Genomic DNA, 25,470 nt, shown 5'->3' on the forward strand with positions numbered 1-25,470 from the left:
TCAGCGAATCCCGCCCATCAGGGTGTATTTTTCTTCCAGAAATTCTTCCAGACCCTGATGGCCACCTTCACGACCTAAACCGGATTCTTTGACACCCCCAAACGGTGCCGCCGCCGTTGAAATTAATCCTTCATTGATCCCGACCATACCACTTTCCAGTTGCTCACTCATGCGGAATGCACGCGACAGAGACTGCGTATAACAGTATGCGGCAAGGCCAGATTCCACCGCGTTAGCCCGGGTGGTGACTTCCTCTTCGGCCGAAAAACGGAAAATAGCTGCTAACGGACCGAAGGTTTCATCACTGGCCACCAGCATGTCATCGCTCATTTCGGTGATCACATGCGGCTCCACAAACCAACCCTGCTCGCTCAGTTGACCAAATTGAATCTGACCGCCTTTCTCCACCGCGTCTTCAATATGACGACGGACTTTGTCAACCGCGGCCTGATTGATCAGCGGACCAATATCCGCTCCGGTCAGACCGTCACCGACCTTAAGCCGGGCAACTTTATCAACCAGCTTTTTGACAAACTTGTCGTGCACGGCTTCATGTACGTAAATTCGGTTGGCGCACACGCACGTTTGACCGGCATTGCGGAATTTGGCAATCATCACGCCATCCACCGCGGCATTGAGATCCGCATCCTCAAAGACAATAAACGGCGCATTGCCGCCCAATTCCAGCGACAGCTTCTTCACATTGAAGGCGCTCTGTTCCATCAGCAGCTTGCCAACACGGGTCGAGCCGGTAAAAGACAGTTTGCGGACTTTGGTATTCTTGGCAAAGCGCTCTCCAATGCGCTCTGCATCCGCGGTCATCACCTGTAACAGACCGGCAGGCAAACCCGCCCGCTGCGCCAATTGCGCCAGTGCCATCGCCGTAAACGGGGTGTCCGGCGCCGGTTTGAGCACCACGCTGCATCCGGCAGCAAAAGCCGGGCCACATTTGCGCGTGATCATCGCGGCTGGAAAGTTCCACGGCGTAATGGCCGCCACCACTCCAACGGGCTCTTTGGTCACCAGAATCCGGGCATCGGCCTTATGACTCGGCACAATCGTGCCGTAGGCGCGCTTCGCTTCTTCGGCATACCACTGAATGAAGCTGGCAGCGTAGCGGATCTCGCCCTGCGCTTCTGCCAATGGCTTGCCTTGCTCACTGGTCAGAATGGTCGCCAGATCATCCAGGTTGTCCATGATCAACTCATACCAGCGATAAAGTACTTGGGATTTATGTTCAGCGGTCGTCTGCTTCCATGCCAGATGCGCCTGATGTGCACTGTGGATGGCCGCCTCTATCTGCGCGCAGGTCAGGTTGGGCACCGTGCCGAGTACCTCGGCATTGGCAGGGTTAGTGACGGTGGACGTCGCAAGGTTATCGCTGTCGATCCACTGGTTATCGATAAAACAGTGCTGTTGGAACAGGCTGGCATCGTTAAGCTTGATCATGGTGTTACCTCAGAGCGGACGTGAGAACTCACGCAGAATATGAAGAAGGTATCAGTATAACGTGAATGTTGTGTGATCCCAGCCTTTTACCGTATCAGTTACATAAAACGCCTCAGCAAAAGCACGACCCTTTAACTTATCAAAATACGTCTCTGAGCAGAAAATAACCGCCCGGCATTCTGAATAACCACCTTACGTTTCATTGCACTTTTGAATCAACTACTCAGACCAGATATAAAACCCATTTATAAACTGCTTAATAACTATATTATTAGTCACATAATTTATAATTCTAAACACTTTGCACCAAGGGAATGGTGGCATGGATGTTTCTCCCATTTGATAAGGTATCCTGTGGAAAGAAAATCTATAACACTCACCGCCCTGGCATTCGCTGATGCACCCACAACATCGATTTCCGGGCCAATCGAAGTTTTGTCTATTGCTGCGAATCTGGCGGGCGCACCGGAACCGGTCGTCCATATTGTCACTCAGGACAATCAACCTATCCGGGGCATGGGGGGCGTCATCATCTCGCCCACCATTGATATCGAACAGGTTACTCAAACGGATATCCTGCTGATCGGATCGATCGGATTTCCAGACAGTAATCTGGCGACTCTGGGTGACGACACACTTGAGTGGCTCAAACAGTTCGAGTCACACGGTATTCCAATTGTCTCTATTTGTTCCGGCGCATTTGTGCTGGCCAAAGCACAGATGCTGGAAAGCCGCACCGCCACCACACACTGGCATTTTGCCAATATGTTCCGCGATATGTTTCCGGACACCCGCTTGCAGGTGGATCGCCGTGTCACCTGTGACAACAACCGCTACTGCACCTCTGGGATCAGCGGATACAGCGACGTAATGATGCTGATCGTCGAACAGTTTTTTGGCCTGTCGGTCCGTGAAAGCTGCCACCAGTTTATTTTTGGCGATACCGATCAGGTTCAGCAGAAAGCGCTGGCGAACTTCATTCCGTACCGTCAGCATAACGACACGCTGATCCATCAGTTGCAAGACTGGATGCACAGCAGCCCGACCCTGGAATTCTCAGTCAATGTGCTGAGTAAACGAGTCCATCTGAGCGACCGGCAGATGAAGCGACGATTTAAACTGGCAACCGGTCAAACGCCCATCCAGTACATCCAGCAAATTCGGCTCTCCATTGCCAAAGATAAGCTGGAGAAAACCAAGCAGACCATTGAAGACATCAGCCGTGAAGTAGGCTATGAGGATGTGCGTTACTTCAGGGAGTTGTTTAAAAAATCCAACGACATGACGCCGTTAGAATACCGCAAACGCTATCAGCGCTAACCAATAAAAACACAGCGGGCTCTGGCCCGCTATGTTGGCAAGGATCACGCGGCTTCCGGGTGTGGAGGCAGTACCAACAACCCTTTTAGCGCTTTCTTGGCCTTTTTGCGTTTCGACATGGCTTTTTTGGCCTGCTTGGCCTCGTCGTGTTGCGCCCGGGCGCGATTCTTGATCCCGGCCTCTGCGTTCGTCATTTCGTCTTCATCGTCCAGATCATGCACGCCATCCACTCCCAGCGAACTCATGTATTGCTCCATGGCCTGTTGATGTGGCTTTGATACCTCATCATGGAGGGTTAACGTCCCGCCTTTTAACGACAGGCTGGCGTCAATCGGTAAACGCCATAACTCTTCCGCCAGTGTTTTATGGTCGGCATCGAGCTGCCCCATGTACATCTGGAGTTTCTCGTTACAACGCGTGACAACCACCGAATTCACTTTGAGATCCAGTTTGGCATCACGACGGCGCTGATAGTTTTTGGTGGTCAGGTGATGGAACATGCCATCCCACAAGATGACTTTGAGCAACATCGGATTCACGGTGGTGTCAAAATCCACACCGGTGCCCACACCTGCTGAAGCGCTGGCCGCCATACGCAACTTAACATCGCCGGACCCACGCACAATCGATTCAATGATGCCGTTCACCCCGACCCCGGCAGAGACTTCACCGGACACTTTGCCCGACACGGCGTTGATACCACGCGCCTTGAACGTCATTGACGTCGAACCTTTGGCTTTCGCACCCACAAAAGCACCTCCCGCCAGGGTGAAAGCCAGTACCTCGTCTGCGCCCATGATGTTACTGGTGTTGAGTGCGGCTTTATACTCTGCTTTTACTTCAGCCCCGACAAACAGCTCAGCTTCGTTGGTCATGGCCATGATCTGGCCGACCGTCAGTTGGTGCGTTACGGTTAACCTCAGCCCGGCTTCTGCCGCCAGAACCGCGTTGACGCCCAGATCAATACCCGGGATCAGCTGTATCGGCACAAATCCGTTGCGGTTTTCCAGCTCATCTTCGGTAAAGTCGGTGTACTTTTTACCGATGTTCACTCCGGGCATTTCAACAATATTGGGCTCTTGCTTACCCGCTCCGCCTTTCAGATACGTGGCGCCGCCACCGGTGCCAAAATTGGCGTGCATATTGGCACTGACCAAGGTTTTGGCTCCTGCTGCCGCGGCACCGGTCAGCTCATTACGGATGCAGCCGAAGTCCCAGCTTTTGGTGATTTCGACTTTAGCTTCAGCAAACAGCTCCGCGCTTTCATCGATCGACAGCGCACCGTTCTCAGAGTCACACTTGCCTTTCACCTCGGTTTTTTTGCCACGCTGGCGGGTCATTTGCAACAGACGCTGCTTCTTGTAGTAATCGTTAAGTACCTGCCACAACGCGTCGTCGGCTCGGCCATGTTTCTGGTAGGCCTGATTGACTGACTCGACCTGAGCATCCAGCAGTTGCGCCTGGATCCGGCCGAGTTCGCCACTCTGCTTGATGCCATTTTGCAAATTTTGCAGCAAACGCTGCTTATGCAGCAGGAATTGAAAAAACGTTCGGTTAATAAACTTAGCCCGGACAGATTCATTCGGTGTCCGGCTTGGTCGGACGACTTTAATGATGTCGGGATATTTACGGGTGACCAGAGAAACCAGGATCTTCCACAGCGGATGCTCAGTTACGTCAGTGGCACTGTAACCATAACTGCTACTGAGCTTTTTGTGATGAACAAACATCATGGTTTCCAGCACGGAGTAAATCACATCCACACCACGCTGAATATAGGGGATAGCGCGATAGGAGTTTTTCTTGCCGAGTCCGGCACTGAGCGTGTCCAGCCACTGCTCTAGGTGTCGGGTACAGCTTCCCATCGGCAACAGATTACCGCGTTCGTTCTTTATCATGAATATATCAAATTCAAGCGAACGTTGAGTCGGGTTGGTCATAGGCCTTTCCTTTTTATTAACGTGTAACCAGAAACAACAGAGGCCGTGAAAAATCACAGCCTCTGTTACCTTCATCAGAATGTGCTCAGAATGTCCTGCTCTGATTGATCAGTGATCTGATCCAAGCCTTCCATATAAGCGTTGATGGTGAACGCTGTCGCCTCCATGGCTTTGCACATACCAGATATTTTTTCGACGTAGTGCTTTACTTCATAAAGACTCATCGCCGCATCCTCACGGCTCTTAACCAAAGCGCCGAGAGCGGCGGTATTGGTCGGATCTTGATGAAACTTCTGACTGCACACATTCATCTGCTGTTTGCGTGCATTGAGGATCTCCACCGACTGTTTGAGCTTGTACAAATTCCGCTGAATTTGTGGCCCTAAGTCAGCAATGTCTTTCGCCTGCCATTTGGCCTTTTTGCGGTTGTATTCCTGCTTGCCCAACTTGGCGGTCAGCATGTTGCTGTTACCCGCAGCAGTGTATTCTCCTTTCTTACGCGCGCGCCGCTTACCGGTGTACTTACCCACCGCGTACTCGCCAGCCTTGATGCCCAGCTTGGCGATCTCACCAAGCGGGACCACGCTCAACGGCACTTTAACAACCTTCATTGGGTTCTTTTTCAGCGAACGTGCCATGTCCTGTGCCTTGCGCTGCATTTTGTAGAATCGTTCGCCCTGGTGCTTGGCGTAAATCTGCTGCGCACCGGTCAACCAGGCCTGACCGGATTTCCCTTGCAGTTGGGAACGTCGGTCTGCCGACAATACCGAAGGCGTGGTGAAGGCAGACACGTTGTTGGCCGTTTTCTGGCTGATATACTGGTGGAATTTCTGCTTTACCTCTTCCACCGCCTGAGTCTTCTCGAGTTTGCTAAAGCCAAGCTCAATTTTTTCCACCGGAATATCGACGGCCTTGCCAAGTGGCGTACTCTCAAAAATACCGGTCGTGAAATCAAACGCGCTGTCCCCAATGGCAACGCCGTTAAATTCACCGGCCGTCGCCTGGTCATAAATGGTTTTTCCCAAGGAAGTGGCATTTTGTAAATCATTTATCATTTTGTTGTTCTCTCAGATTGTTTAATGTCGGCTGCCACACCGTCCCGAACGCTTTGAAGCGCCTGGAGTAATAGGCGGTCATGCGCAAAAGGCATGACCTGATCGATGATGTTAATCAGCGCATACCAGTCATCTCCCGTTTGCACCAGCCCTTCCCCACGTACCTGCTGGCCGGTGGCGAACATAGGTGTCACCTGCCATTCAGACAGTGCTTCCCGGGATGTGCCAATGCGATAACTCGCGCCGAAATCAATCAATCGAATTGTTTGGGTCGTGGGAACATACACAATGTTTGAGGGCTTGATGTCCCCATGAACCCAGCCCCGCGCGTGGCAGTGTTGAATCACCGACACGAGCGCAGGCAAAACTGCGACAAACAGAGCCAGATCGGCCTCATCAAATTCACTCAGTGGCATCGCCGATGAATCGAACTCCAGCATTAAGGCCTGCCTATCAGTATCCACCGCATGCACACGCTGAACGCCGACGCCACGACAGGCCTCCAGCGCCTGCCATTCTCGCCACATGGCCTCTGGCGACGCATAGTGCTTAACGTAAGTCTGCGCTTGCTCGGCAGGCTCCGTTTTGGCCCCTACCTGTTCGGCCCTGACCATCACAACTGCTTGGGCAGACTGAAGTGGGTGAACAGGGACTTATCCAACGTCTGATTGGAATCACGCAGGGTGTAATCCAGTACGATGTTGTTGTCGCTGATCTTGTAATTCAGCTTGCGTACTAACCGGCTTGCCGTCGCACTACTGTCGCCCTCAAACAGCGCGCGGAACAGGGCCCACTGGCCTGTGTATGCCTGGGTCGCAACACGATTGTCCCCTTTGTAAAAGTTGGCGCTCAGGTAGCCGTCTACCCCGGTTGTCGGCCAGTCCACTTCACGCCACACGCGTGGGCCGTGCTTGTAACTGAACACGCTTTCCGCTTCTCTCAGCTGGAACTCTGTTACGTCCGTACTCATCGAGCTGGCTTTGAGGCCAAGTTTCAGCGCCAACTCCTGCCCCGTGGGACCAAAGAAGGTTTTACTCAGTCGGCGAGCCCGTTGCAGTTGCTGACGGCTGGTTTGGCTAATGGGTAGGGTCACACCATCGACTTCGTGCAACTTGAGCACGCCGTTGTCCCAGTAAACAAATGGCTTGAGTAACTGGTCAACAAACTGGTCTACCCGACCTTGTGGTTTAAAGAACTGGGCGAAATCGTTGAGGTTCACTTCACCACGACCCTGCAACGCGAACGGGAAACGTCCTTCAATTGCGGCCACGTAAAACTGGTAGACCTGTTCGTCCCACTGTTTGTCGAGGTAGCTCACACTGCCCGTCACGACCTGGCGCCACGCCTGTGCACTGATGTTTTTGGTCCACTGTGCTACCGGCCCGGGCGCTTTGGCCCCCAGACGCTGAAATTCAACAATCGCATCCTGGCTGCCTTCCGCATGGGCGAGCGCATAGCCGTGAAACGCCTTGCCCGGATTGGAGCTGGATAATGCGGCATCGTAGTAGGTGTTGAGCGCATCAAACTGCTGGATAAGGCCATCCAGTGGCACCGCATCTCCGGCTTTCCCGCTACCGTTGACATAGTTGGCAAACGACAGGAACGCTTCATTAACAACAAATGAAGGTTGCAAGCGCAGCAGCTTTTCGCCGACGGCACGGTTGAGTTTGTCTGCCGTGCGCAACCCCTTAGCAACCTTCTTCAGCCCCAGCTGACTGGCCGTCCGTTTATTCTCTTTGGTGTCCGGCTGTTCTTCGACGGCGAGCGTCGTGTTGACCACCACCGCGCCGAGCACGTCCAGCACCGGGCTGGTGGCCGGCTCACGTGCACTTCTCAGCGCGTAGGCCAACTCCACCGGGCTGTTAAACTGGCGGATGTGGATGTTATTGATCAGATCTTTCCAGTAGTAGATGTAGTCGGCAAAGTAGAGGCGCTGGATCTGCTTACTCAAATCCGTCAGCTCGGCAATCGATGCTCCCGACATGTCGCCCTGAATGGCTTTGAACTCACTCAATTGCTTACGCAGCAATTCTGACTTGGCACTCAGATCGATCTGGCTGTAACCCTGCTTAGTGAAAATCTCCGGGATCAAATAGCCATGGAAATCCTCCGAAAACATGAACATGCTGTCGAACTTTTCGCCCAGTTGACGACGGACATCCACCTGAGTCCGATACTCCGGCAAGCTCTTGATACGCGCATAGATAAGGCGCTCCGGTGACAAGCCCTCCAGATTATTGGTTGCCACGGCAATCAACTCGTAGTTAGGGGCCAGGCGCTGGTCGTAATTGCTCTTAAACAGGTCGTTGATCAGCAGTGACAGCGTATTGATGTCATCCGACGACACATTGCCCTGATCCTTGAGGTTATCCAGCAGATAGGCCTGCATCCCCACAATGTCGAGTTGCTGACGGTCAAACAGCATCTGGTAATAGCGCAGGATCTCAAAGATTTTGCTCGGGTTCCCCAGATTGACGTAAACGTACAACTCGCTGCTGATCAGCTCTTCGAGTTTTGGCAACAGGATCAGGTTCAACTGTTCCTGATAGGTGCTGTAAATCCGCGCCGCGGTATCGCTCTGTTTGATGCTGACCTGCTGATACCAGGCTTTGGGTTGAATGCCCTGCTCCGCCACCGTGCGCAGTTCATTAAGTACCGCAATCATGTCTGGCATGGAATAGTTCTTCTCCAGACGCTGAATGTCACTGCCGTACAAACGCAGCTGAGTCATGGCGTCTGCACGCCACTGCTCATCCTGATTCCAGTTGTCTTTCAGCACTAAGCCCGCAGCCGACAATACACCGACCACAGCCACAACCGCCAGAGAGCGCACCGCCAGGTAACCGGCATGGCGCAACTCGTTGACACCAGTAATGGTTTTTTCCGGCAGGATCACATGGCTGAACAAACGTGACGTGAAGTAACTGCGACGTCCCGGCAGCTGCTCCCGGGTACTGGATGAGTTAAATTCCGCACGCTCCGCCACGACTTGTGTGAGCAGATCATGCTCCACGCCTTTTTGTCCGGATGACAGCAGATACGCACCGCGAATCCATACGGCTTCGCGCACCCGGTTTTCACGCCCGATGTCCGTCAGCAGTTCATTGATGCGCTCAAAGAAGATCCGCAATTGGTAGGGCAAGGCGATCACCGAACCGGACTGTTCACTGCTGATGTTACGCAGCAGCTCAAATTGTTGCTCCGCCAACGTTTTCAGCAGCGCTTTACTTTGCAGCTCAAACTGGTGTTTATCGAAACGGCGATCCGCATCACAGTTGAATGTCACACCGAACGGGTTTTCCACATCGCAGCCGGAAAACCCTGCAAAAAACTCGATAAAATCGGCGATCGCATCCGCTTTGGAGAATACGCTGTACACCGGCAGATTGATGTTGAGCAGGGCGCTCATCGACAACGCCGCTTCCTGATAGATGCTGGCCAGTTTCTGGCGCTCTTTGCGGTCGCCCTTGAGCAAACGATCACAGCCGATCATAGTGACCACGCCGTTCAGACCCTGACGTGGCCGATATTTAAGCAGTTGTTGTCCCAGTACCTGCCACAGCGCTTCGTCGACGCCTTCACTGTCAAAGATACGGTGACCGGCTTCGATCACTACCGCATGATCATTACTCCAGAAGCGCAGGTACTGTTCGGTATCGCTGTCTTCCAGATGACGTTCCGTGACCGGTTCGAAACCGTTTTGCAGCAACATAGCACTTTTCGCGTCTTTTTCACCGCCAAGCAATAAATACCAAGGCAGGCTGTAAATGCTGTCCAACTTGTTGCGACCATGACCACGCACCTTCTTAGTGGCCAGTCTGAACAGTTGCTGGATCACGCTGGTGTCTTGTTTGAGCAACACGTGTTGATCATGCAGCTCATTATCGCGCGAGGCTTTACTTGCCTGTTTCCACCACCAGAACAAGGTGGCGCCAATCAACAACAACGTGATACCCAGCGCGAGCCATTTCGGCCACTGCGGCTGCTCCGCTGGTAACCCTATCCAAAGTGCGCTGCACGCGGTGATCAACGCAACAATCCATATCAATACAAGAATTTTTTTGATCATATTATTTCTGCGCTCTTCTTATCGTCGCGTTGAGGTCAAAGCGAACATTGAGCTCATTCTTCAGCTTGCGAATCACAGCCAGATTGTCTCCCGCGCGAATAAACAACTCGATGCCGTGTGACGTTTCGCGGGTATAGGAATCGTATCCGCCTTGTTTAAGTTCAGAGGCAAGCCGCGCGGCATCGTCGGCACGGGAAAATACAGCCAGAACAATGTCCCACTGTGGACGGGTCGTGCTCTGCGGTGTTGCTACTGCGTTGCTCAGTTCCGGGCGCACATGGCCGATGTCTTCTTCGGTACTGACATAAACCAGATCCTGATCGGCCTGCCGGAGGTTCACCCCAGACATGTCAATAGTACTGAACTGCTGCAAAATCGGCTGGCTGCGGTTGTAGTACCAGTACTCAGAGGCACCATAACCTGCGGCAGCAATCAGCGTGGCCAACGCCAGCGTTTTGCCCATACTCAGCATGCGCCAGGGCTGCTTACCCTCAATCAGTTCGGGGGTTCGCGGTACCGGCAACGCGCTCTCACTGCGGTAGTGGCGGATCAGGGCATACACATCAGACTTAATTTCGTGCAACGGGCTCTCGTCGTCATGGCGATAACGACCTTTAAAGCCGAGCATCAGCAACACATATTGCAGCTCAAGAAAGTCGACCAGTTTGCCCGGCTGCTGGCTGGCCTTGTCCAGTAAGGCGAAGAAAGCTTCACCTCCGTTGCGCTGTGAAAACACTTTGCTCAGCAGAGAATGGTTTTCCCAGCGTGCCCGCTCTCCCCACGCGGTGTAGAGAATCGCTTCGTCAAATGCCGCGCACAGTACAAAACAACTTTTCTCGACGATGCTCGGGTGGTATTCCAGATACAGCCCGCGCTGGCGAAACAGGGCGATGGCATCCAGCAGTTTCTGCCGGAAGCGATCTATATCCCGTGGCGATCCCTGGCGCGGGACGGTCACCAGAATCCCGAGTAATTCGGTCGCGGCATTGAGCAGCGGACTGCCGTACACAGCGAGACTTTCAATCAGGCGCTCGGTACCAGAAATGTCTGCCTGACTGGTTTTGGCTACCCGCTGTGTTTGCGTCGGATTACCCGCGACTCGGCGGATTTGAACCGTGGGTTCTTCGTTAAAAAGTCCTGCCACAACTACCTACCTGATCACATGAAATTCAACGTTGATGTCTTCAATCCGCTCATCGATATGCAGCGCGATCGCTTCGTCTTTCTTTACCAGTGACTGCCACAGCTCTGACTTGGTATCCACTTCAAAGTAAGCCGCATCATGGCGGGATTTGAGCTCAGAAGGCGCATACGGCAAATGGCGCAATGACACCCCCGACAAGGCATTGCGCACCAAACCGGCAATATCACTGTTGCCAGCCAGCTTAGTGGCACGAGGGAACTCTTCGCCCAGACGCGCAGCGCCGATGGATGACGTCGCGACCAGAATAAAGCGTCCCTGATGGTAGAGGCTGCGATCCTGAACCAGAGTCCGCAGCAAACGACGGGTGACAAACAGCTGGCGATCCCACTTCAACGTAGTCACGTTATCGATCTGCACTTCACGCAGCAGCACCAACAGCTCAGAAAAGACCGCGGAAAAAATCCCGTACAGGTCATTCTGATTCCAAAGCGGAAACGACTTCGGCATTTTGCCCTCCAGCCCTTGCATCTGGCCCGCCATGGCGACACATTCCAGATAGAGGTGGCGGGTTAACAGTGTCCCGTCACTGTTCCATTGCTCCAGTTTCGGCATCCACACGCCCAAAATCTGTAACCACAGATAATCGCGCATCAAAGCCTGATAGCTCTTGCTGTTGGTCTCCGCCTGTAAACGGGTAGAAATGGCCCGCGCCCGGTATTGCACCTGAGCGAATACGTCGGCGACACAGTCTTTCAGATAGCTGGATACGCCAAAATGCAGGCTTTGCGGAATAAAGGCCTGATTGAGCACCACCGCTCCTTCCGACTTGTGTTCACTGATTTCCGCCACCGCAATCAGGGTGTAATCCTGGAGTTCATCCCCCTCCAGCTTGAGTTCAATATTGAGGGTCGCCAGTTCCAGTGGCACTGGATCGCTGTGTTCACGACTGGTATCAAACACCGGGTGTTCGCTGGCAGTGTGACGCAAACGGCTGTCTTCACCGACGTCTACGGCACCTGGCCGGCTCACCGGCAACGCCAGATAGACTTTTTTATGATGGGTATTTTTCGCCACATCTAACACCAGAGAGTGCTGAATATCAAACGGTGTTCCGTCCGGAAAAATACCTCGTGCACGGCGCACCGACACTTTACCGATATCCAGTAATGAACGGTCGAGCTCAAGTTGCGTCATGCCATACGACTGAGGGCTGATCTGGCCAGCAAACTCGCGTGCAAAGTGTTCCAGATAACGCTCTTGCTGCTGGAAATGTTGCGGAGAGAGAAACATCCCTTCGCTCCAGACGACTTTATTGGTATCCATTATTTTTCCTCTTCACCCGATACAGACAGGTTGATGCCGTCGATCTCAATATTGATGGCCGCTGAGCTAACAATCAGCGGTTTGTAAATCACTTTATTTTTTGCCTCGCGATAATCCGCAAAGCCGGCGATCACGCCGATGTATTTGCTCCCCGCCGCCATCGGCAGAATCTCCTGACGGCTTTCGCCGGGTAGCACACTGGCCAATTGACGTGCTAACAAAAGCTCGGCTTTCAACACGCCTTGTTCGTCGTTATAAATCTGGATGAAATCGGCCTGGTTGAAGGCCTGACTGTCGGTTAACTGGTAGATGCGCAGTTCCACCGGCGATGGCTTACCTTCCACATTCGGGTTGATGTTCGAGGCCGCTTTGATGTTGACCACCAGTTGTGGGACCACCAGCTCATCGCCCCAGAAACTGCAACCTGACAACACCAGACTCAGTAGCAGTACACTCAAACGACGCATCATTGCTTGTCTCCTTCCAGATTGCGTTGCAGACGTAGCGCGTCATGAAAATAAGCCTGAAATTTCACCTGCCAGTCGCGGTTGTCGACCTGGCGGGCGAAGTAGCGTTTGTACATATCCCAGTACTTAGGCTTGCGAGACCAGAAACCGGCTCCGGACAGGTCGTCAAACATTGACTCCATCGCTTGCGGAGAAATGTCCGCCAACAAACGCGTCAGCGCCATTTCCAGTGCTTTATCTGTCTGTTGCTGGAGTCGCTGTTCGTGTTTACGAAATTCCGTCAGCGCAAACTGGACGGGCTGCGCCTCAAACGGAGACGGCTCCTGCGCTGTCGCTGGCAACGATGCCTGATAAGCCTCTTCGCCCAACGGATCATCTTCTTCAGTCTGAAACTCCAGATCGAAACCAAGGCGTTGACGTTCACGCGTGACGTCGTCACTTAGAAACGGATCGTCGTCAACCACATCAAAATCTGAAATCGTGAATTGCGGATCTTCGGGTTCGCTCGGCTCAACCGACATGCTGCTTAGCTCGGTACGAAACGGGTCATCCCCAAACGGTGAGGCAGTGGGAACCTCCGTCAATCGCTGAGCCTGTGCTTTCTCCGGAATGAAACACGACACCAGCAAACGATAACGACCAATATCCAACACGTCGCCGTCGCTCAGTGTTGACTGATTGCCTTTGCCAAGCGGCTCATCCGAACCGTTGATAAACAGGCCGTTGGTGCTGTTGTCCGCAATCTGATAACCGCGTGAGGTTTTGCGAATGATAGCGTGCGTTCCAGAGACTTCACGACTGGCGTCGCTCAGTTGCAGCGTCGCACCAAACGCCCGACCGATTTCGCCCCCTTCCTCTGGAAAGGCCTGATTCCACTGCGCAATACTTTCGCCGTCTGGAGAGCTGATGATTCTGATTGATAGCGGCATATGATTTACCTTTGCTGTAATTTCGCGACGGCGTTAACGACACTGCTTGGCAGCTTGGTTAAACTCCGTCAGAAAACGGGGATACTGTGTGACAAATGCTTTCGAGAAGTAGACGCCAAGTGGCTGCGACTTCATTTTGGTTCGGGTGATGGCCCGGTAACTGATGCCCATTTTCTTAATCGTCTGTTCAATGACGGCATCGTTGCCGAGGATCGCGCCGACATCGCCGTTGAGCATCAGCTCCAGCAATGCTTTGGGCGTGCGTGGTTTTTTACTCACCTGATAGCCATTCTTCTGCAGCCAGTACCATTTGTTGGAGCCAAACAGCGCGGCAACCTCAACCTGAGGCTTAAACATCGAACTGTTGATTTCAGAGGCTTCCGAGAGCGAGAACCAACTCCACTTCTGATCCGCCAGGGCATCTGAGTACACGGCGTATTCATCGCGTTTGCTGTTGTGTGACGCCAGAAAGAAGCCGTGCTGAGAGCCTACCTCCGTTTGCAGTTGCGCCTTGTCCCACTTGGTCATGGTCAACTGATACGGCTGTTGCATCACCCGCATCACGCATTTCACTTTGTCGATGCCCGGCCCTTTCATTACGCCGTTGACCTGATACTGGTATGGGAACCACTCTTGAGTCGCCAGCAGTAGGCGTTCAGGACGGCTGTCCGCCAGTGCACTCTGGCTGACCGTCAGACACGTCAGAAGTACCCCAATACGCTTACTCATGACCCCTCCTGAACCTCATACAGCGCATCAAACTGCGCCGTAAGACAATGCGCCACCGCGAGCGGCCGCTGCGCTTTGAGGAACGACAAACGGTTAAACACCAGTGATTGCACTAAATCGGTGTAACTCATCCCTTCCCGGGCCAGATCATGGCAAACCAAGCTAATCTGATTGCCTTGCGGACGTTTCAAATCAGGCTTCGGATTGGTTTCCAGCACGTATAACTGGCCGCGTGTGTCCATACGCAGGTCTACGCGAACCAGAGTTTGTAGCCCAAGCTGACGGAAAATCTTTTGACCAATCACCGCCAGTTGGCTACGCAGCGGTTCCTCGTCAACCGCCACTAGGCGATCTTGAGTGATAGGCTTTACGTCCATAGAGGTAAAGATGGGCTCATCCGCTGCCAGCAACCTCTCGGTGATCGAAAATGCCAGCGGTGTTGAAGACTGGGTTAATCGACCCTCTTTGAATACATACTCACCCGCTACCGCGACCACAAATTCACGTCCGGCAAGAAACGGCTCTATCATCACCGTGTGGCTGGTCGCCAGCCGCACTTTTTCTACTACGGCTGCCAGCTCCCGGCGGTCAAACACCGGATAGACGTGAATCGAAGCGCGTCCGGAGACCGGTTTCACAATAAAGCCATCGTTGAAACGCCCGGCAATGGCATCAATGGCAGCCTGTTTGTCCGGCGCCTCAAACGCTTCATCGATCCCCACCGTGACAAACGGCGCCGTCGGCAGACCGGCAGCAGTGATCTCATGCTTGAACAGATGCTTGTTGTCGAGCACACCGGCGGTCATTGGCGAATGTCCGACGTAAGGCACCCCAAGCATCTCTAGGGTCGACGGCAAATGACACATGGCATCGAATCCTTGCAGACCACCGCTGTTGGTGATCACCAGATCGATCTGCTTTTCCCGCAACTGCTGCGCCAACTCGATGTCTTCAGCCAACACCTCGACGTGTTGAAAACCGGACTCCATCAGTGCACAGGCGATATCGTGCGCCACCGCGGCGTAGGTTTTACTCGAGCGCGGGCTGAGGTTTTCAAAAATAAAACTGCTGGTGTGGGACTTGTCCCCGCCATGAATGACCGCCACCTTGAGATGTTGGCGGATCCACTCCAGTTGTGTTGGCGAAAAAACCGCGTGCGTCATGTCCTTTATACCTGTCGTTTGTGCTGCTCAATGCGCCGGACACTTAAGGTCGGCGGTGGCAGCAATTGGTATTCTGGTTATTGTTTGTATTGGAGTTGTGTTTGCTGATGCGGATGGCTCGCCATCCACACTCCGTCAGTCAATGTGAATCTCGAAACGGCCCTCTTCCACCGTAACCAAGACGGCCTGAACGGGCTTGTTTTCACTCATGCGAACAATGCATTGGTTGGCCAGCTCCGGCATCAGTTGTCGGTTGATCAATTGCTCCACCGCACGAGCACCAGTTTCCGGAGACTGGTTCATGGCAACCAACTGCTCAACGACCTCCGGCTGATAGTCAAAACGGGCGCCGTAATGCTCAGCAACCCGTTTGCGGATCCGCTTGAGTGACAAGGTCGCGATTTGCGCCATCTCCTCATCATTGAGTGGGAAGTACGGTACAATGGTCGCACGGCCCAAAAACGCAGGTTTGAAGAATTGCTGCAACTCGGGAAAGATTGCCTGGGTCAGTTGCGGAATCGAAGGACGGCCGTTTACGCAGGCATTCACCACCGCACTGTCCGCCGCGTTCGACGTCATGATGATGATGGTGTTACGGAAATCTATTTCACGGCCTTCGCTGTCCGAAATAGAGCCTTTGTCGAAGATCTGGTAGAAAATGTCGTGCACGCCCGGATGGGCTTTTTCCATTTCATCCAGCAGCAATACGGAATACGGGTTTTTGCGGACAGCTTCGGTCAGCACCCCGCCTTTGCCATAGCCGACGTAACCAGCGGGTGATCCCAGCAGCATCGAGACTTTGTGCTCTTCTTTGAATTCGGTCATATTGATGGTGGTGATATTGCGTTCCCCGCCGTACAAAAGGTCGGTCAGCGCGAGAGCTGTTTCGGTTTTTCCGACCCCGCTCGGGCCACACATCAGAAATACACCGACCGGTTTACGCGGATCCGTCAGTCCGGCGCGCGCCATGCGAATCGCTTGAGAGATTTCTGCAATCGGCGTTACCTGACCAATCACGCGCTCACCAATGTGTGACTCAAGATGCATCAGGCGTTTCACTTCCGCACTCAGCATGTTGCCCACCGGGATGCCGGTCCACAGCGCCACCACTTCCGCGATGGTCTGCTGTGTTACCTGAGGTAACACCAGCGGCTGTTCACCCTGTATGTCGCGCAGTTGCGCCATATTTTCCGCCAGTTGCGCTCGCTCAGCGGCGGTATTCAGATCCTCTCCCGCCAGAAATTGCTCATCCAGCCGGGTTTGCAACGCCAAAATCGTCTCTACCAGTTGCGTTTCCTGCTGCCAGCGACCTTCAATCTCCTGATACTGAGCAGCCAGCGCTTCACGACGTTGGCGCGCCTCATCCAGGCGTGGATGTTCAATCGACCACAGCGCCGCTTCATGGCTTAGAGTGTCGATTTCGTTGTCAGCATAACGAATTTGTTCTGCGATGGATTCCATCTGACGCGGGGTGGCGCTCTGGCTCAGGCCAATACGTGAACATGCGGTATCCAGCAGACTGATGGCTTTGTCTGGCAGTTTGCGCTCCGGCAGGTAGCGTACCGACAGCGATACCGCTGCATCGATCGCTTCCTGCATCACTTTAACGTTGTGGTGTTGCTCCAGGCTCTTTTTCACACCGCGCAGCATATGTACTGCGTCTTCTTCACTCGGCTCACCAACCGCCACCACCTGAAAACGGCGAGTCAGTGCGGCGTCCGATTCAAAATACTGTTTGTATTCCGCCCAGGTCGTTGCGGCCAGTGAACGGAACTCACCACGCGCAAGCGCCGGTTTGAGGATGTTGGCCGCATCATTTTGTCCGGCGGCGCCCCCGGCCCCAATCAAGGTATGCGCTTCGTCAATGAACATGATGATCGGCGTGCCGGACTGCTTGATCTCGTTAATTACGTCTTTGAGGCGGTTTTCAAATTCGCCTTTAATGCTGGCGCCCGCCTGAAGCAGCGACAAATCCAGACTCCGCAATTCCACGTTCGCCAGCGCTGGCGGGACATTCCCCTCCACTATTTGCTGGGCCAGACCTTCAACAATCGCGGTTTTACCGACCCCTGGGTCACCGACCAGAATTGGGCTGTTCTGACGGCGGCGGCACAAAATATCAATCGCTTTGCGGATTTCATCGCCGCGTCCGGAAATCGGATCGAGGCGGCCATCGCGCGCAGCTTGTGTCAGGTTCTGCGAATATTTGTCCAGTGCCGGGGTCACCACCTCTCCCTTAGCTGGCGCACTATCGATTGAACGCTCACCCGGCACACTGATGGCCAGCGACTGGCTGCGCAGCCATTCTGACGACAACATGGCGACCCACTGGCTAAGCAAGCCGTTATACGCCCCCTGATCGAGACGCTGCTTCAGGATCATCAGCAGATGAAACTCATTCACGCTCAGTTGTTGCTGGTTGAGTGACGCAATCATCCAGGCGTCTTTCAACAGCTCGACCAGTTGGGGAGATAACGATGGCGAGGCATCATTGCCACGTGGCAATCCGGACAGATGATCGCTGAGCCCTTCAAGCAGCGGCTCTTTGGCAAGCGACGCTTGTACCAGAGCACTTTCCCAGCCTTTCGCCTGTTGCAACAGCGGCAAAAACCAGTGTTGCGGTTCAATGGCGAAATGGCCGCGGCTGACACACTCACCCGCCGCAGCCTCAAGGGCGCTTTTGAGCTCTGGGGTCAGCCTTTTGACCAGGCTTTGCAGTTCAATATTGATCATGGTCTTTCCTAACTTAAGGTCAGCGGCATTTCGACAAATTGCCGGCGATTGGTTTGATTGTTCATCCAGGCCGACTGGCCAATGCGCAGCGCGCTGTCACTGTGTGAAGACAACCTTACTCGCGGCAAATACTGGCTATTTACTTTCATGTACAACGCGTATTTGGTGTTGACGCCCATGTAGCTGCGCACCAGATGGTCCAACGCCCGAATCATGGCCTTGTCGTGGCGTATCGCCAGATAATGGTTGTAATCCTTGGGGCAGATTTTGATGTTCAGTTTCTGTCCGGCCATCGGCGTGGTTTTACCCACCAGCGCCCCCATACCGAGCTGACGATTTTGCCCCGCGCCGCCAATCTGTGTCAGAGAGCATGGCGTCAGTGGCAAGTACTCCAGTTCACTGCGTTCAATAGCAAACTCGGCTGCAAAGTAATCTTCCAGCAGCGCTTTGAGTGTCAGCGGGCACGTCAGCTTCATCCCCAGCAAACCGGTGTATTGAATCAGATGACTGACCGGGATCGGCGCGTCATCCCCACTTTGTCCGGCCAGATTCGCCAACATGGCGGTGATCGACAGGCGATGCTGATTCCAGCGAAATGACGCTTCCTCGATTTGCGCGGTCAAGTCGTGTTTCGTCTGCACCTGACAATAGAGGCGGAAATAGCGGTTATTAAAGGTGTCAAAAAAGTCCAGCGGCGCCTGCTCACCCAGGTCAAAGTGCGCGCTGAGCGCCTCCTTAAACAGTGCGCGAGGCATGGTACTTTGACTGCCCGACAGCGCCGGCAACGAAGTTTTCAGGATGTAGCCCGATGGCGCATCAACATCCACCGCCGTGACTTCACTGTGGTAGTAGGCCGGTAGCCACTCCGCACTGAAGCGCACTTGCGGACGACGTCCCGCCAACTGCGCCTGATGCTTAAATACCTGCCAGGCTTTTTCCAACGCGACGTTAAACTGGCCGCTCAGCAGACGATTTACAGCAGATTCTTGCATCCGGTTCTCCTCGGAAAGGCCATAAATACCCCGTCCTGACCTTCAAGACAGATATCCACCTGCGTAAAACTGTTAAATCCAGCAAAGTAGGCGAAAAAATGATCCAGCAAGTGACTGAACAACGCGATGCCACCGTTCACATTGGCCGGCGCGAGAGTCACGGTGATCTTGGTCCCGTAAGCAAAACAGGTTTTCCCCGACACCCGGATTGGCGCAACGACCTGCTCTTGTTCGATCTTCTGGACCGAGTCGATGTACAGATGGTTTTGCGCACTCTGGTTATGGTTGTAGAGATCAAACACGTTTTTCAGTGTCTCCGTCGGATTGTCGGTGCCGAGTATCGCGTGATAGTTAAAATGCAGGTGACACAATAGCGCCCACACATTTTTGTTGGCATCGCGACTTCTGACCGGCAACGACGGGCGACGCAGCAATTGCATACGCGCTGGAATAGTCAGTGACTCACGGCAGGTCACGTGACTGTTCACAGGCAGCGAACCGGCGCGCACGCCATCCGTCGCGGTGGCGCTGACCTGCCACACACGCGGTGAGCCTGTGGCGTAATGATGCTGCGGATCCGCGACTTTGAGGCTACTGTCGAGCACACCACGTTCATGAATGTTCTGCACCAGTTGCCAGCGTAACCCGGTGTCAGCCCGGTCAAATTTTTCGCTGTATATCTGCGGCACACAGACGGGGTCACCACTGGTCACATCCAACACCTGATCCACAGAGAACAGTTCCAACGCTTTCCCCTGACTGGCATCGAGATGAATGGGGTATTGCTTGTGAAAAAAATCGATCGGCATCGGCTCGGATTCTTGCCGATGCAAGTTCACCAGAGGTGTCGAAAACAGTGAGAAATGCTGCGCGTTTAACGTCCGGGACAACTCAACACTCAGCTCTTCGACGAAAACCTGAACCCGGAATTCGCTGCCTGTCATGCGTGGCAAGGCGTCTCGCACATCCAGACGAAAACCATGAAAACGTTCAGGAAACATGAAAAATTCGGTCAGGAGCTTAAACCCACCAAAGCTGGCCGCCTGATACGGAAGAACCGTGTCTTCGGCGTCAAAGCCCACCGGACGCAGTGCTTTCGCTCCAAGGTCCACACTGGTCTGATGGTCACAGATCCGTACCTGAGCCGTACCGTGCGAGAGCAGATCATACAAACGCAGGACGAAATGGCTGTCCCCTTTGAGGTGCAGGCTCAGAGTTGTAATATCCAGTGCCGACAAGTCAAAGCCCTCGTCTGTGGCCGCGATGGTCAGTTCAATCATCGCCTTGGCGTTCTCGGCACCGAGCGGTTTGTTCAGTTCAAACGGGGCAAATGCCACTTCAGCACTGCGAATGGATACCGGCAGCAACTCCACGTTTTGGGTCGAGCGGAATATCACGCTGTTGCCCTGCTCGTCGGCCAGTTCAAACTCTGTGCCTGCCGGAACGCGGTGCACCGCGCTGGCGTCCGGCGCAATATCGAAATCCAGCACAGTGTAAGACGGCACCGGACGCAGATAATGCGGAAACAATAAACTGACCAGACTTTCGGTCAGCTCCGGGAACGAATCATCTAACCGCTGCTGCAAACGCCCGTTGAGCAATGCAACACTTTCCACCAGACGGGCGATTTGTGGATCATCGATGCTGTCTTTGCGGATCCCGATCGCACGCGCCGCGCCCGGATGGCGCGCGGAAAACTGAGTGGCCTCATCACGGATGAAGCGCAGTTCCTGTTCAAAATACGAGAGCAGAGAATCAGACAAGATTCGATTTCCTTACATCTAATTTGTTACTGCTGAGATCCAAAAATGAATCCAACACAATCGCTTCTTCACCCAGCTCAGAGTGCACCACCGCCGAAAGGCGGAAACACAATTGGTTCTGAGCCGATTTAATCTCCTGAACTTCAATCTCAACCTGGCTGAGACGCGGTTCGTACAGGCGGATCAGGCTGGCAATTTCGGCCACAATCACATCGCTGTTGGATTTGCTCTGAGAACGTGCCAGATTGCGCATACCCAGATTGGTAATGGTGCCTTCAGCGCCATTGTGATCCGTGGGCCAGATCGGTGCCCGGCTGGAAATCAAGGTGCAGACGTTGTCGACAATCGCATCGCGCACACTGTCGATGTCGTCGTTCCAGGTCTGTGTTAATTTGGCCATCATGCTCATGCGTTCGCTCCAATCTCCAAGCCAGACACCGAGGTGGTCAGAACCACCTGGGCATCCATCATTTCGTACTGATATTGCGGCTGAAGCATGATGTCGCAGCGATAACGGGTGCGATCCTGTGGCAGTTCTTCAATGCGTACCTGACAGGACTTGAGCGGATAACGCGCCATGATCGAGTCTTCACCGTAATCCACTTCACTGATGTAGTTCTGCAACCAACGCTCCAGGCTGCGCTTGCAATCTTCCGCACTGTCATAGCGGCCGATCTGGTCACGTATCTGAGCCTTGATATAGTGACCAAACCGACACGCCATCAGGTTGGTCTGCAACATACCAAGCTGACGCGCAGCATCGTCTGGCGCGCGCCACACCGACTGATTGCTGAAAAAACCCTTGTGACCACTCAGGTACAGGCTGGTCAGCGGCACAAATCCCTGATTCGCCCAAAACCCGTCTTCTTCGCTGTAGAGGTCAACTTTGGCCTGCACCGATTCTGCCCCCGCTACGATGGCGCCATACGACGCGAATTCATCGTACGAGCGCAGAAAGCCAAACCAGCTGATGCGATCAAATTCCCGGATCACGTTGCTGGTCAGCAGGTAGGCGCTGTTGCCCCACAGCGCATGCTCTTTGCCCTGAGGCTCATTAAACAGAAAACCTGCGGGGTACTGCTGATAAGGTGGTCGCTGCAAATATTCCGGCAACACCAGGTAAAGAAAGCGTGCCGATGGTTTGTCGCGCAGCAATTGCCATGAGGTAAAATCACGACTGTTGAGGATGCGTTCGGCTCTGGCACTGTCGTGCAACTGGCGGCTTTGATCGTCACCAAAAAAGTCTTCATCCACGCCCATGACCATCGGACATAAGGCCAGCTCTCCCAGCTCTGACAACAGTTGCAGCGTGTACAAATCGTCATAGCCCAGCTCATCGCCATAATCTGACGTTACCTGGTGATCGACCATCACCAAACCAAAAGGCGTGCCCCCTGCAGTATCAAACTCGTTGGCATACAGTTTTTTGTACAGAGCGCTCTGCTTAAGATCGAACGAATAATTGAGATCGTTTGAAACCCGATCCCAGCTTAAATCCAGCAGTTTGACTTTGACCCGTCGCTGCGACACCGGCAGCGAGGTCAGTGACGTTAATCCCTGCCACGACGCTTCAAGCTGCTTAAACTGCGGCGCTTGGATTACGGCGGATAACTGCTCACTGATCGCGCTGTCCAGTTGGGCAATTAGCGCGATCAGACGTGCTTTGAATTGAGCAGTCGAATCATTTCTGGCACACGTCATCAGTTCCTGCCAGGCCAGGTTCGCAAGCAACGGTGGAATCGCTGTGTTCTGAGGGTGTGTTTTCATCGACTGCTCAATTTAAAACATTCGGAGGCGGGGTAGCCTCCGAATCGGATTAACCCGGAATGTTGGCTACCATACGCAATGAGGTAGTCAGCTCTTCCATTTGTAGCCATGGACGCAGGTAAGCCACTGCCGAGTAGGCTCCCGGACGGCCGGCCTGCTCTTCCACCGTGACCTTGGCTTCCACCAGCGGATGACGCGCTTTGGCTTCATTGCCGATGGCATTCGGGTTCACGTATTGATGAATCCAGGTGTTGAGATCTTTCTCAACATCGTTTGGATCCAGGTTTGAGCCAATACGATCACGCCCCATCACTTTGAGGTATTGAGCGATACGGCTGCTGGCCATGGTGTATGGCAGACGGGCTGAAATTGCCGCATTCGCCGTCGCATCGGCGTCGGCGTATGTCTTCGGTTTCTGTGTGGTCTGTGCGCCCATGAACACTGCATAGTTGGTGTTTTTGTAGTGCACCAGCGGCAAGAAGCCGAGATCGCTGAGCTCTTTCTCACGCTCATCGGTCAGGTTGACCTGTGTCGGACACTGCTGCAGTAAATCACCCGCGTCGGAGTAGTAGGTGAAGTTCGGCAGATTTTCGACTTTACCGCCGTTTTCCGTGCCGCGAATCGCGGTACACCAGCCGTACTGGGTGTAAGCCTGAGTCAGCAGCAGACCGAAGTCATACGCCGCATTGCTCCAGACAAAGTCGCTGTCTGATGTGACGATTTGCTGGCCATTTTCACGGGTTTTCAGCTCTTCAAAGTCGAACGATTTCACTGGCACCGTCGCTGCACCGTACGGCAGGCGAGCCATGGTTTTTGGTAGCGTCAATGCGACATAGCGCGAGTCATCACTGGCGCGGAAAGCATTCCAGCTGGCGTAAGCCGGGGAGTCGAAACCCGCCGCAACGGGTTTACCGTCGGCAAACGTGGCAAACGAGTTAAAATCGAACATGCTGGCATTCGCCGCGGCAATGAATGGCGCATGAGAAGCAGACGCCACCTCGCCCATGTAACGTAGCAGCGCCACATCTTCGTCACCGTAGCCAAACTCGTAGTCACCCAGCAGTGCACCGTATGGTTGCCCGCCCGCAGTGCCGAACTCCTCCTGATACACCATAGTGAAAAAGCGGCTGCGATCGATCGCTGGCGCGTCTTCGAACTGCTCCAACAGCTCGTCTTTGGTGTAATCGGCCAGCTTGATCTTCAGATCCGGACCGAGTTCGCTGTTCTTTACCAGTTTCTGCAGACCCAACCAGGTACCTTCCAGTTTCTGAAAGTCGTTGTTTTGCATCACTGAAGAAAGCTGCTCTGAGATCTTTGCATCCAGCGCGTTGATGGCTTTTTCAATCGTCAGAGTGAGGTTTTTATCCCAGGTCACTGTGCCTTCCATCACCTGCGACGTCAGAATGCTCAGCAGTTCTTTGGTGGTGTCCACCGGCGTTTGCGCCGTGGCTGAGATCGCCCGATCCAGAAAACTCAGTGACGTTTCAGCTTCCGCCGTGCCCTGTGTGGCGGTTTGTTGTTCAACAGACATTATTCCGCTCCCTCTTTTTCCAGACCCAGTTCCTGCGCAAGCCCTTGGATGGCATCCGCACTTTGCAGCACTTCCTTCAGCAAACGCTCCAGATCACGCGAACGATCCGCTTTGCTCAACAGTACTTTCAGTTGGTTACGTGTTTCAACCAGTTGTTTCAGCGGATCAATCTGTTCAACCAGATTCTCCGGGTGGAAATCTTTCATCGAGCGGAAGCTCAAATTCACTTCAAACTGGCTGTCATCGTTAGCCAGTTTGTTATCAACTTTGTAAGAAAGACGTGGGTGGATGGTGCCCATCACGGTATCAAAATTGTCTTTGTCGATACCGGTAAACTCACGCTCTTCAAGATCCACTTTTTCCGATTCTGGTTTGTGGCCGGAGAAGTCACCGATCACGCCGACCACGAACGGCAGCTCTTTAGTCTCGACTGCGCCATTCGTCTCAACATCGTAAGTAATGCTGACGCGGTTTTTACTGACGCGTTTATGTTGTGAATTCAATGCCATAACGGTGTCCTAGTTAAGAATTTGCATCGGGGAAGAAGCTCCATCTGAGATGGAGCTTCGGCGAATATTATTTAGAGCCTGACAGCAACTTGCCTTGTGGCAGGTTGTAAGTCACGATGCCGCCATCTTTGATCTCACCGCCTTCCAGCTCGTAGTTGTGTTTCTGAGAAATCTCAACGTAAGACAGAGAGATGCTCTCGTAAGGCTGAGTACCGTCACTGCCACTCACGTTGTAAGAAACCAGACGTGCATTGGTCAGTTTCACCTGGAAGTAAAGCTTTGCACCTGAACCGTCTGATTCTGGCTTGGTGAATGCGATCTCCACCGTTTTGCCTTCTTTGCCCGGGTTAAACAGGAAAGACAGCAGATCTTCAGACGCGCCATCCACCTGTTTAGACATGTTCACTTCGCTCATTGCGACCATGCCCGAATCCGCGTTGTTACCGTTGCCGATATCCATTGCTACGTTGCGAACGCCGCCCCAAGAGTATGAAGAGATAGCGAACCAGCCGTTACCTTCCAGACCTTCAACCGTTGCGCCACCTTTTACGTCAACGCCATCAATACGCATGTAAATACTTGCCATA

20 protein-coding genes are annotated in these 25,470 nt (G+C 53.5%); 1 reads left to right on the forward strand and 19 read right to left on the reverse strand.

Translation table 11 applies throughout. From position 1 onward, the window contains the following. Positions 1-1,449 carry an NAD-dependent succinate-semialdehyde dehydrogenase gene (locus VPR01S_RS02365; RefSeq protein WP_021703696.1) on the reverse strand — a complete coding sequence of 483 codons (1,449 nt, stop codon included), beginning with the start codon at positions 1,447-1,449 and terminating at the stop codon, positions 1-3. A gap of 354 nt (positions 1,450-1,803) precedes the next feature. Between VPR01S_RS02365 and VPR01S_RS02370 the strand changes: the two genes are divergently transcribed. Next, positions 1,804-2,769 carry a GlxA family transcriptional regulator gene (locus tag VPR01S_RS02370; RefSeq protein WP_040902140.1) on the forward strand — a complete coding sequence of 322 codons (966 nt, stop codon included), beginning with the start codon at positions 1,804-1,806 and terminating at the stop codon, positions 2,767-2,769. 44 nt (positions 2,770-2,813) lie between these two features. Here the strand turns inward: VPR01S_RS02370 and VPR01S_RS02375 are convergent, their stop codons facing one another. The 18 genes from VPR01S_RS02375 to VPR01S_RS02460 all read right to left on the reverse strand — a co-directional run bounded on the left by VPR01S_RS02375 (position 2,814) and on the right by VPR01S_RS02460 (position 25,469). Continuing rightward, positions 2,814-4,709 (reverse strand): hypothetical protein, encoded by a 1,896-nt coding sequence (locus VPR01S_RS02375; protein WP_021703698.1) that lies wholly within the window; start codon positions 4,707-4,709, stop codon positions 2,814-2,816. A 74-nt stretch (positions 4,710-4,783) separates the two neighbouring features. Beyond that, positions 4,784-5,764 carry a hypothetical protein gene (locus tag VPR01S_RS02380; RefSeq protein ID WP_021703699.1) on the reverse strand — a complete coding sequence of 327 codons (981 nt, stop codon included), beginning with the start codon at positions 5,762-5,764 and terminating at the stop codon, positions 4,784-4,786. Further along, on the reverse strand, positions 5,761-6,378 hold the full coding sequence (locus tag VPR01S_RS02385) for a protein kinase domain-containing protein (RefSeq protein WP_021703700.1): 618 nt from the start codon (positions 6,376-6,378) through the stop codon (positions 5,761-5,763). The genes VPR01S_RS02380 and VPR01S_RS02385 overlap by 4 nt, the downstream gene beginning before the upstream one ends. Next, a complete protein-coding gene (gene tssM, locus VPR01S_RS02390; RefSeq protein ID WP_021703701.1) occupies positions 6,378-9,833 on the reverse strand; it encodes a type VI secretion system membrane subunit TssM in 3,456 nt (1,151 codons plus the stop codon). The genes VPR01S_RS02385 and tssM overlap by 1 nt, the downstream gene beginning before the upstream one ends. Before the next feature lies 1 nt (position 9,834). Then, on the reverse strand, positions 9,835-10,977 hold the full coding sequence (icmH, locus tag VPR01S_RS02395; protein ID WP_021703702.1) for a type IVB secretion system protein IcmH/DotU: 1,143 nt from the start codon (positions 10,975-10,977) through the stop codon (positions 9,835-9,837). 6 nt (positions 10,978-10,983) lie between these two features. Then, entirely contained in the window at positions 10,984-12,300 is a 1,317-nt protein-coding gene (gene tssK / locus VPR01S_RS02400) for a type VI secretion system baseplate subunit TssK (RefSeq protein WP_021703703.1), read from the reverse strand. Beyond that, on the reverse strand, positions 12,300-12,770 hold the full coding sequence (tssJ, locus tag VPR01S_RS02405) for a type VI secretion system lipoprotein TssJ (RefSeq protein WP_021703704.1): 471 nt from the start codon (positions 12,768-12,770) through the stop codon (positions 12,300-12,302). The genes tssK and tssJ overlap by 1 nt, the downstream gene beginning before the upstream one ends. Further along, positions 12,767-13,696: a type VI secretion system-associated FHA domain protein gene (locus tag VPR01S_RS02410; protein ID WP_021703705.1), complete on the reverse strand. Its 930-nt coding sequence runs from the start codon at positions 13,694-13,696 to the stop codon at positions 12,767-12,769. The genes tssJ and VPR01S_RS02410 overlap by 4 nt, the downstream gene beginning before the upstream one ends. Positions 13,697-13,729: 33 nt before the next feature. Next, entirely contained in the window at positions 13,730-14,425 is a 696-nt protein-coding gene (locus VPR01S_RS02415) for a transporter substrate-binding domain-containing protein (RefSeq protein ID WP_021703706.1), read from the reverse strand. Beyond that, positions 14,422-15,588 (reverse strand): D-alanine--D-alanine ligase family protein, encoded by a 1,167-nt coding sequence (locus tag VPR01S_RS02420; RefSeq protein WP_021703707.1) that lies wholly within the window; start codon positions 15,586-15,588, stop codon positions 14,422-14,424. The genes VPR01S_RS02415 and VPR01S_RS02420 overlap by 4 nt, the downstream gene beginning before the upstream one ends. Positions 15,589-15,723: 135 nt before the next feature. Then, the gene (gene tssH, locus VPR01S_RS02425) at positions 15,724-18,321 is read right to left on the reverse strand and encodes a type VI secretion system ATPase TssH (RefSeq protein WP_021703708.1); all 2,598 of its coding nucleotides are present in this window, start codon (positions 18,319-18,321) and stop codon (positions 15,724-15,726) included. A gap of 8 nt (positions 18,322-18,329) precedes the next feature. Then, complete coding sequence (locus tag VPR01S_RS02430) at positions 18,330-19,313, reverse strand: type VI secretion system baseplate subunit TssG (protein WP_021703709.1); 984 nt, start codon at positions 19,311-19,313, stop codon at positions 18,330-18,332. After that, positions 19,295-21,076, reverse strand: a complete 1,782-nt coding sequence (gene tssF, locus VPR01S_RS02435) for a type VI secretion system baseplate subunit TssF (RefSeq protein WP_021703710.1) — start codon at positions 21,074-21,076, stop codon at positions 19,295-19,297. Before tssF ends, VPR01S_RS02430 begins: the two co-directional genes overlap by 19 nt. Further along, the gene (tssE, locus tag VPR01S_RS02440; protein WP_021703711.1) at positions 21,069-21,485 is read right to left on the reverse strand and encodes a type VI secretion system baseplate subunit TssE; all 417 of its coding nucleotides are present in this window, start codon (positions 21,483-21,485) and stop codon (positions 21,069-21,071) included. Before tssE ends, tssF begins: the two co-directional genes overlap by 8 nt. Then, on the reverse strand, positions 21,482-22,843 hold the full coding sequence (locus VPR01S_RS02445) for a type VI secretion system contractile sheath domain-containing protein (protein WP_021703712.1): 1,362 nt from the start codon (positions 22,841-22,843) through the stop codon (positions 21,482-21,484). The genes tssE and VPR01S_RS02445 overlap by 4 nt, the downstream gene beginning before the upstream one ends. 49 nt (positions 22,844-22,892) lie before the next feature. After that, positions 22,893-24,374: a type VI secretion system contractile sheath large subunit gene (gene tssC / locus VPR01S_RS02450; protein WP_021703713.1), complete on the reverse strand. Its 1,482-nt coding sequence runs from the start codon at positions 24,372-24,374 to the stop codon at positions 22,893-22,895. Beyond that, positions 24,374-24,883, reverse strand: coding sequence for a type VI secretion system contractile sheath small subunit (gene tssB / locus VPR01S_RS02455; protein WP_021703714.1), 510 nt, complete (start codon positions 24,881-24,883; stop codon positions 24,374-24,376). Before tssB ends, tssC begins: the two co-directional genes overlap by 1 nt. 67 nt (positions 24,884-24,950) lie before the next feature. Beyond that, complete coding sequence (locus VPR01S_RS02460) at positions 24,951-25,469, reverse strand: Hcp family type VI secretion system effector (RefSeq protein ID WP_021703715.1); 519 nt, start codon at positions 25,467-25,469, stop codon at positions 24,951-24,953. Between the last annotated feature and the right edge of the window lies 1 nt (position 25,470).

Origin of the sequence: Vibrio proteolyticus NBRC 13287 (genome assembly GCF_000467125.1) — a bacterium.
Taxonomy (GTDB): domain Bacteria; phylum Pseudomonadota; class Gammaproteobacteria; order Enterobacterales; family Vibrionaceae; genus Vibrio; species Vibrio proteolyticus.

What these genes read in the sequence shown, in the direction of transcription:
- VPR01S_RS02415 (WP_021703706.1), bottom strand. Translation starts at nt 14,425, where the DNA reads ATGAGTAAGCGTATTGGGGTACTTCTGACGTGTCTGACGGTCAGCCAG.
- tssE (WP_021703711.1), bottom strand. Translation starts at nt 21,485, where the DNA reads ATGAGCATGATGGCCAAATTAACACAGACCTGGAACGACGACATCGAC.
- tssJ (WP_021703704.1), bottom strand. Translation starts at nt 12,770, where the DNA reads ATGATGCGTCGTTTGAGTGTACTGCTACTGAGTCTGGTGTTGTCAGGT.
- VPR01S_RS02430 (WP_021703709.1), bottom strand. Translation starts at nt 19,313, where the DNA reads ATGCAAGAATCTGCTGTAAATCGTCTGCTGAGCGGCCAGTTTAACGTC.
- VPR01S_RS02375 (WP_021703698.1), bottom strand. Translation starts at nt 4,709, where the DNA reads ATGACCAACCCGACTCAACGTTCGCTTGAATTTGATATATTCATGATA.
- VPR01S_RS02380 (WP_021703699.1), bottom strand. Translation starts at nt 5,764, where the DNA reads ATGATAAATGATTTACAAAATGCCACTTCCTTGGGAAAAACCATTTAT.
- tssM (WP_021703701.1), bottom strand. Translation starts at nt 9,833, where the DNA reads ATGATCAAAAAAATTCTTGTATTGATATGGATTGTTGCGTTGATCACC.
- VPR01S_RS02365 (WP_021703696.1), bottom strand. Translation starts at nt 1,449, where the DNA reads ATGATCAAGCTTAACGATGCCAGCCTGTTCCAACAGCACTGTTTTATC.
- VPR01S_RS02420 (WP_021703707.1), bottom strand. Translation starts at nt 15,588, where the DNA reads ATGACGCACGCGGTTTTTTCGCCAACACAACTGGAGTGGATCCGCCAA.
- tssK (WP_021703703.1), bottom strand. Translation starts at nt 12,300, where the DNA reads ATGGATACCAATAAAGTCGTCTGGAGCGAAGGGATGTTTCTCTCTCCG.
- tssC (WP_021703713.1), bottom strand. Translation starts at nt 24,374, where the DNA reads ATGTCTGTTGAACAACAAACCGCCACACAGGGCACGGCGGAAGCTGAA.
- VPR01S_RS02410 (WP_021703705.1), bottom strand. Translation starts at nt 13,696, where the DNA reads ATGCCGCTATCAATCAGAATCATCAGCTCTCCAGACGGCGAAAGTATT.
- VPR01S_RS02385 (WP_021703700.1), bottom strand. Translation starts at nt 6,378, where the DNA reads ATGGTCAGGGCCGAACAGGTAGGGGCCAAAACGGAGCCTGCCGAGCAA.
- tssH (WP_021703708.1), bottom strand. Translation starts at nt 18,321, where the DNA reads ATGATCAATATTGAACTGCAAAGCCTGGTCAAAAGGCTGACCCCAGAG.
- VPR01S_RS02445 (WP_021703712.1), bottom strand. Translation starts at nt 22,843, where the DNA reads ATGAAAACACACCCTCAGAACACAGCGATTCCACCGTTGCTTGCGAAC.
- VPR01S_RS02460 (WP_021703715.1), bottom strand. Translation starts at nt 25,469, where the DNA reads ATGGCAAGTATTTACATGCGTATTGATGGCGTTGACGTAAAAGGTGGC.
- tssB (WP_021703714.1), bottom strand. Translation starts at nt 24,883, where the DNA reads ATGGCATTGAATTCACAACATAAACGCGTCAGTAAAAACCGCGTCAGC.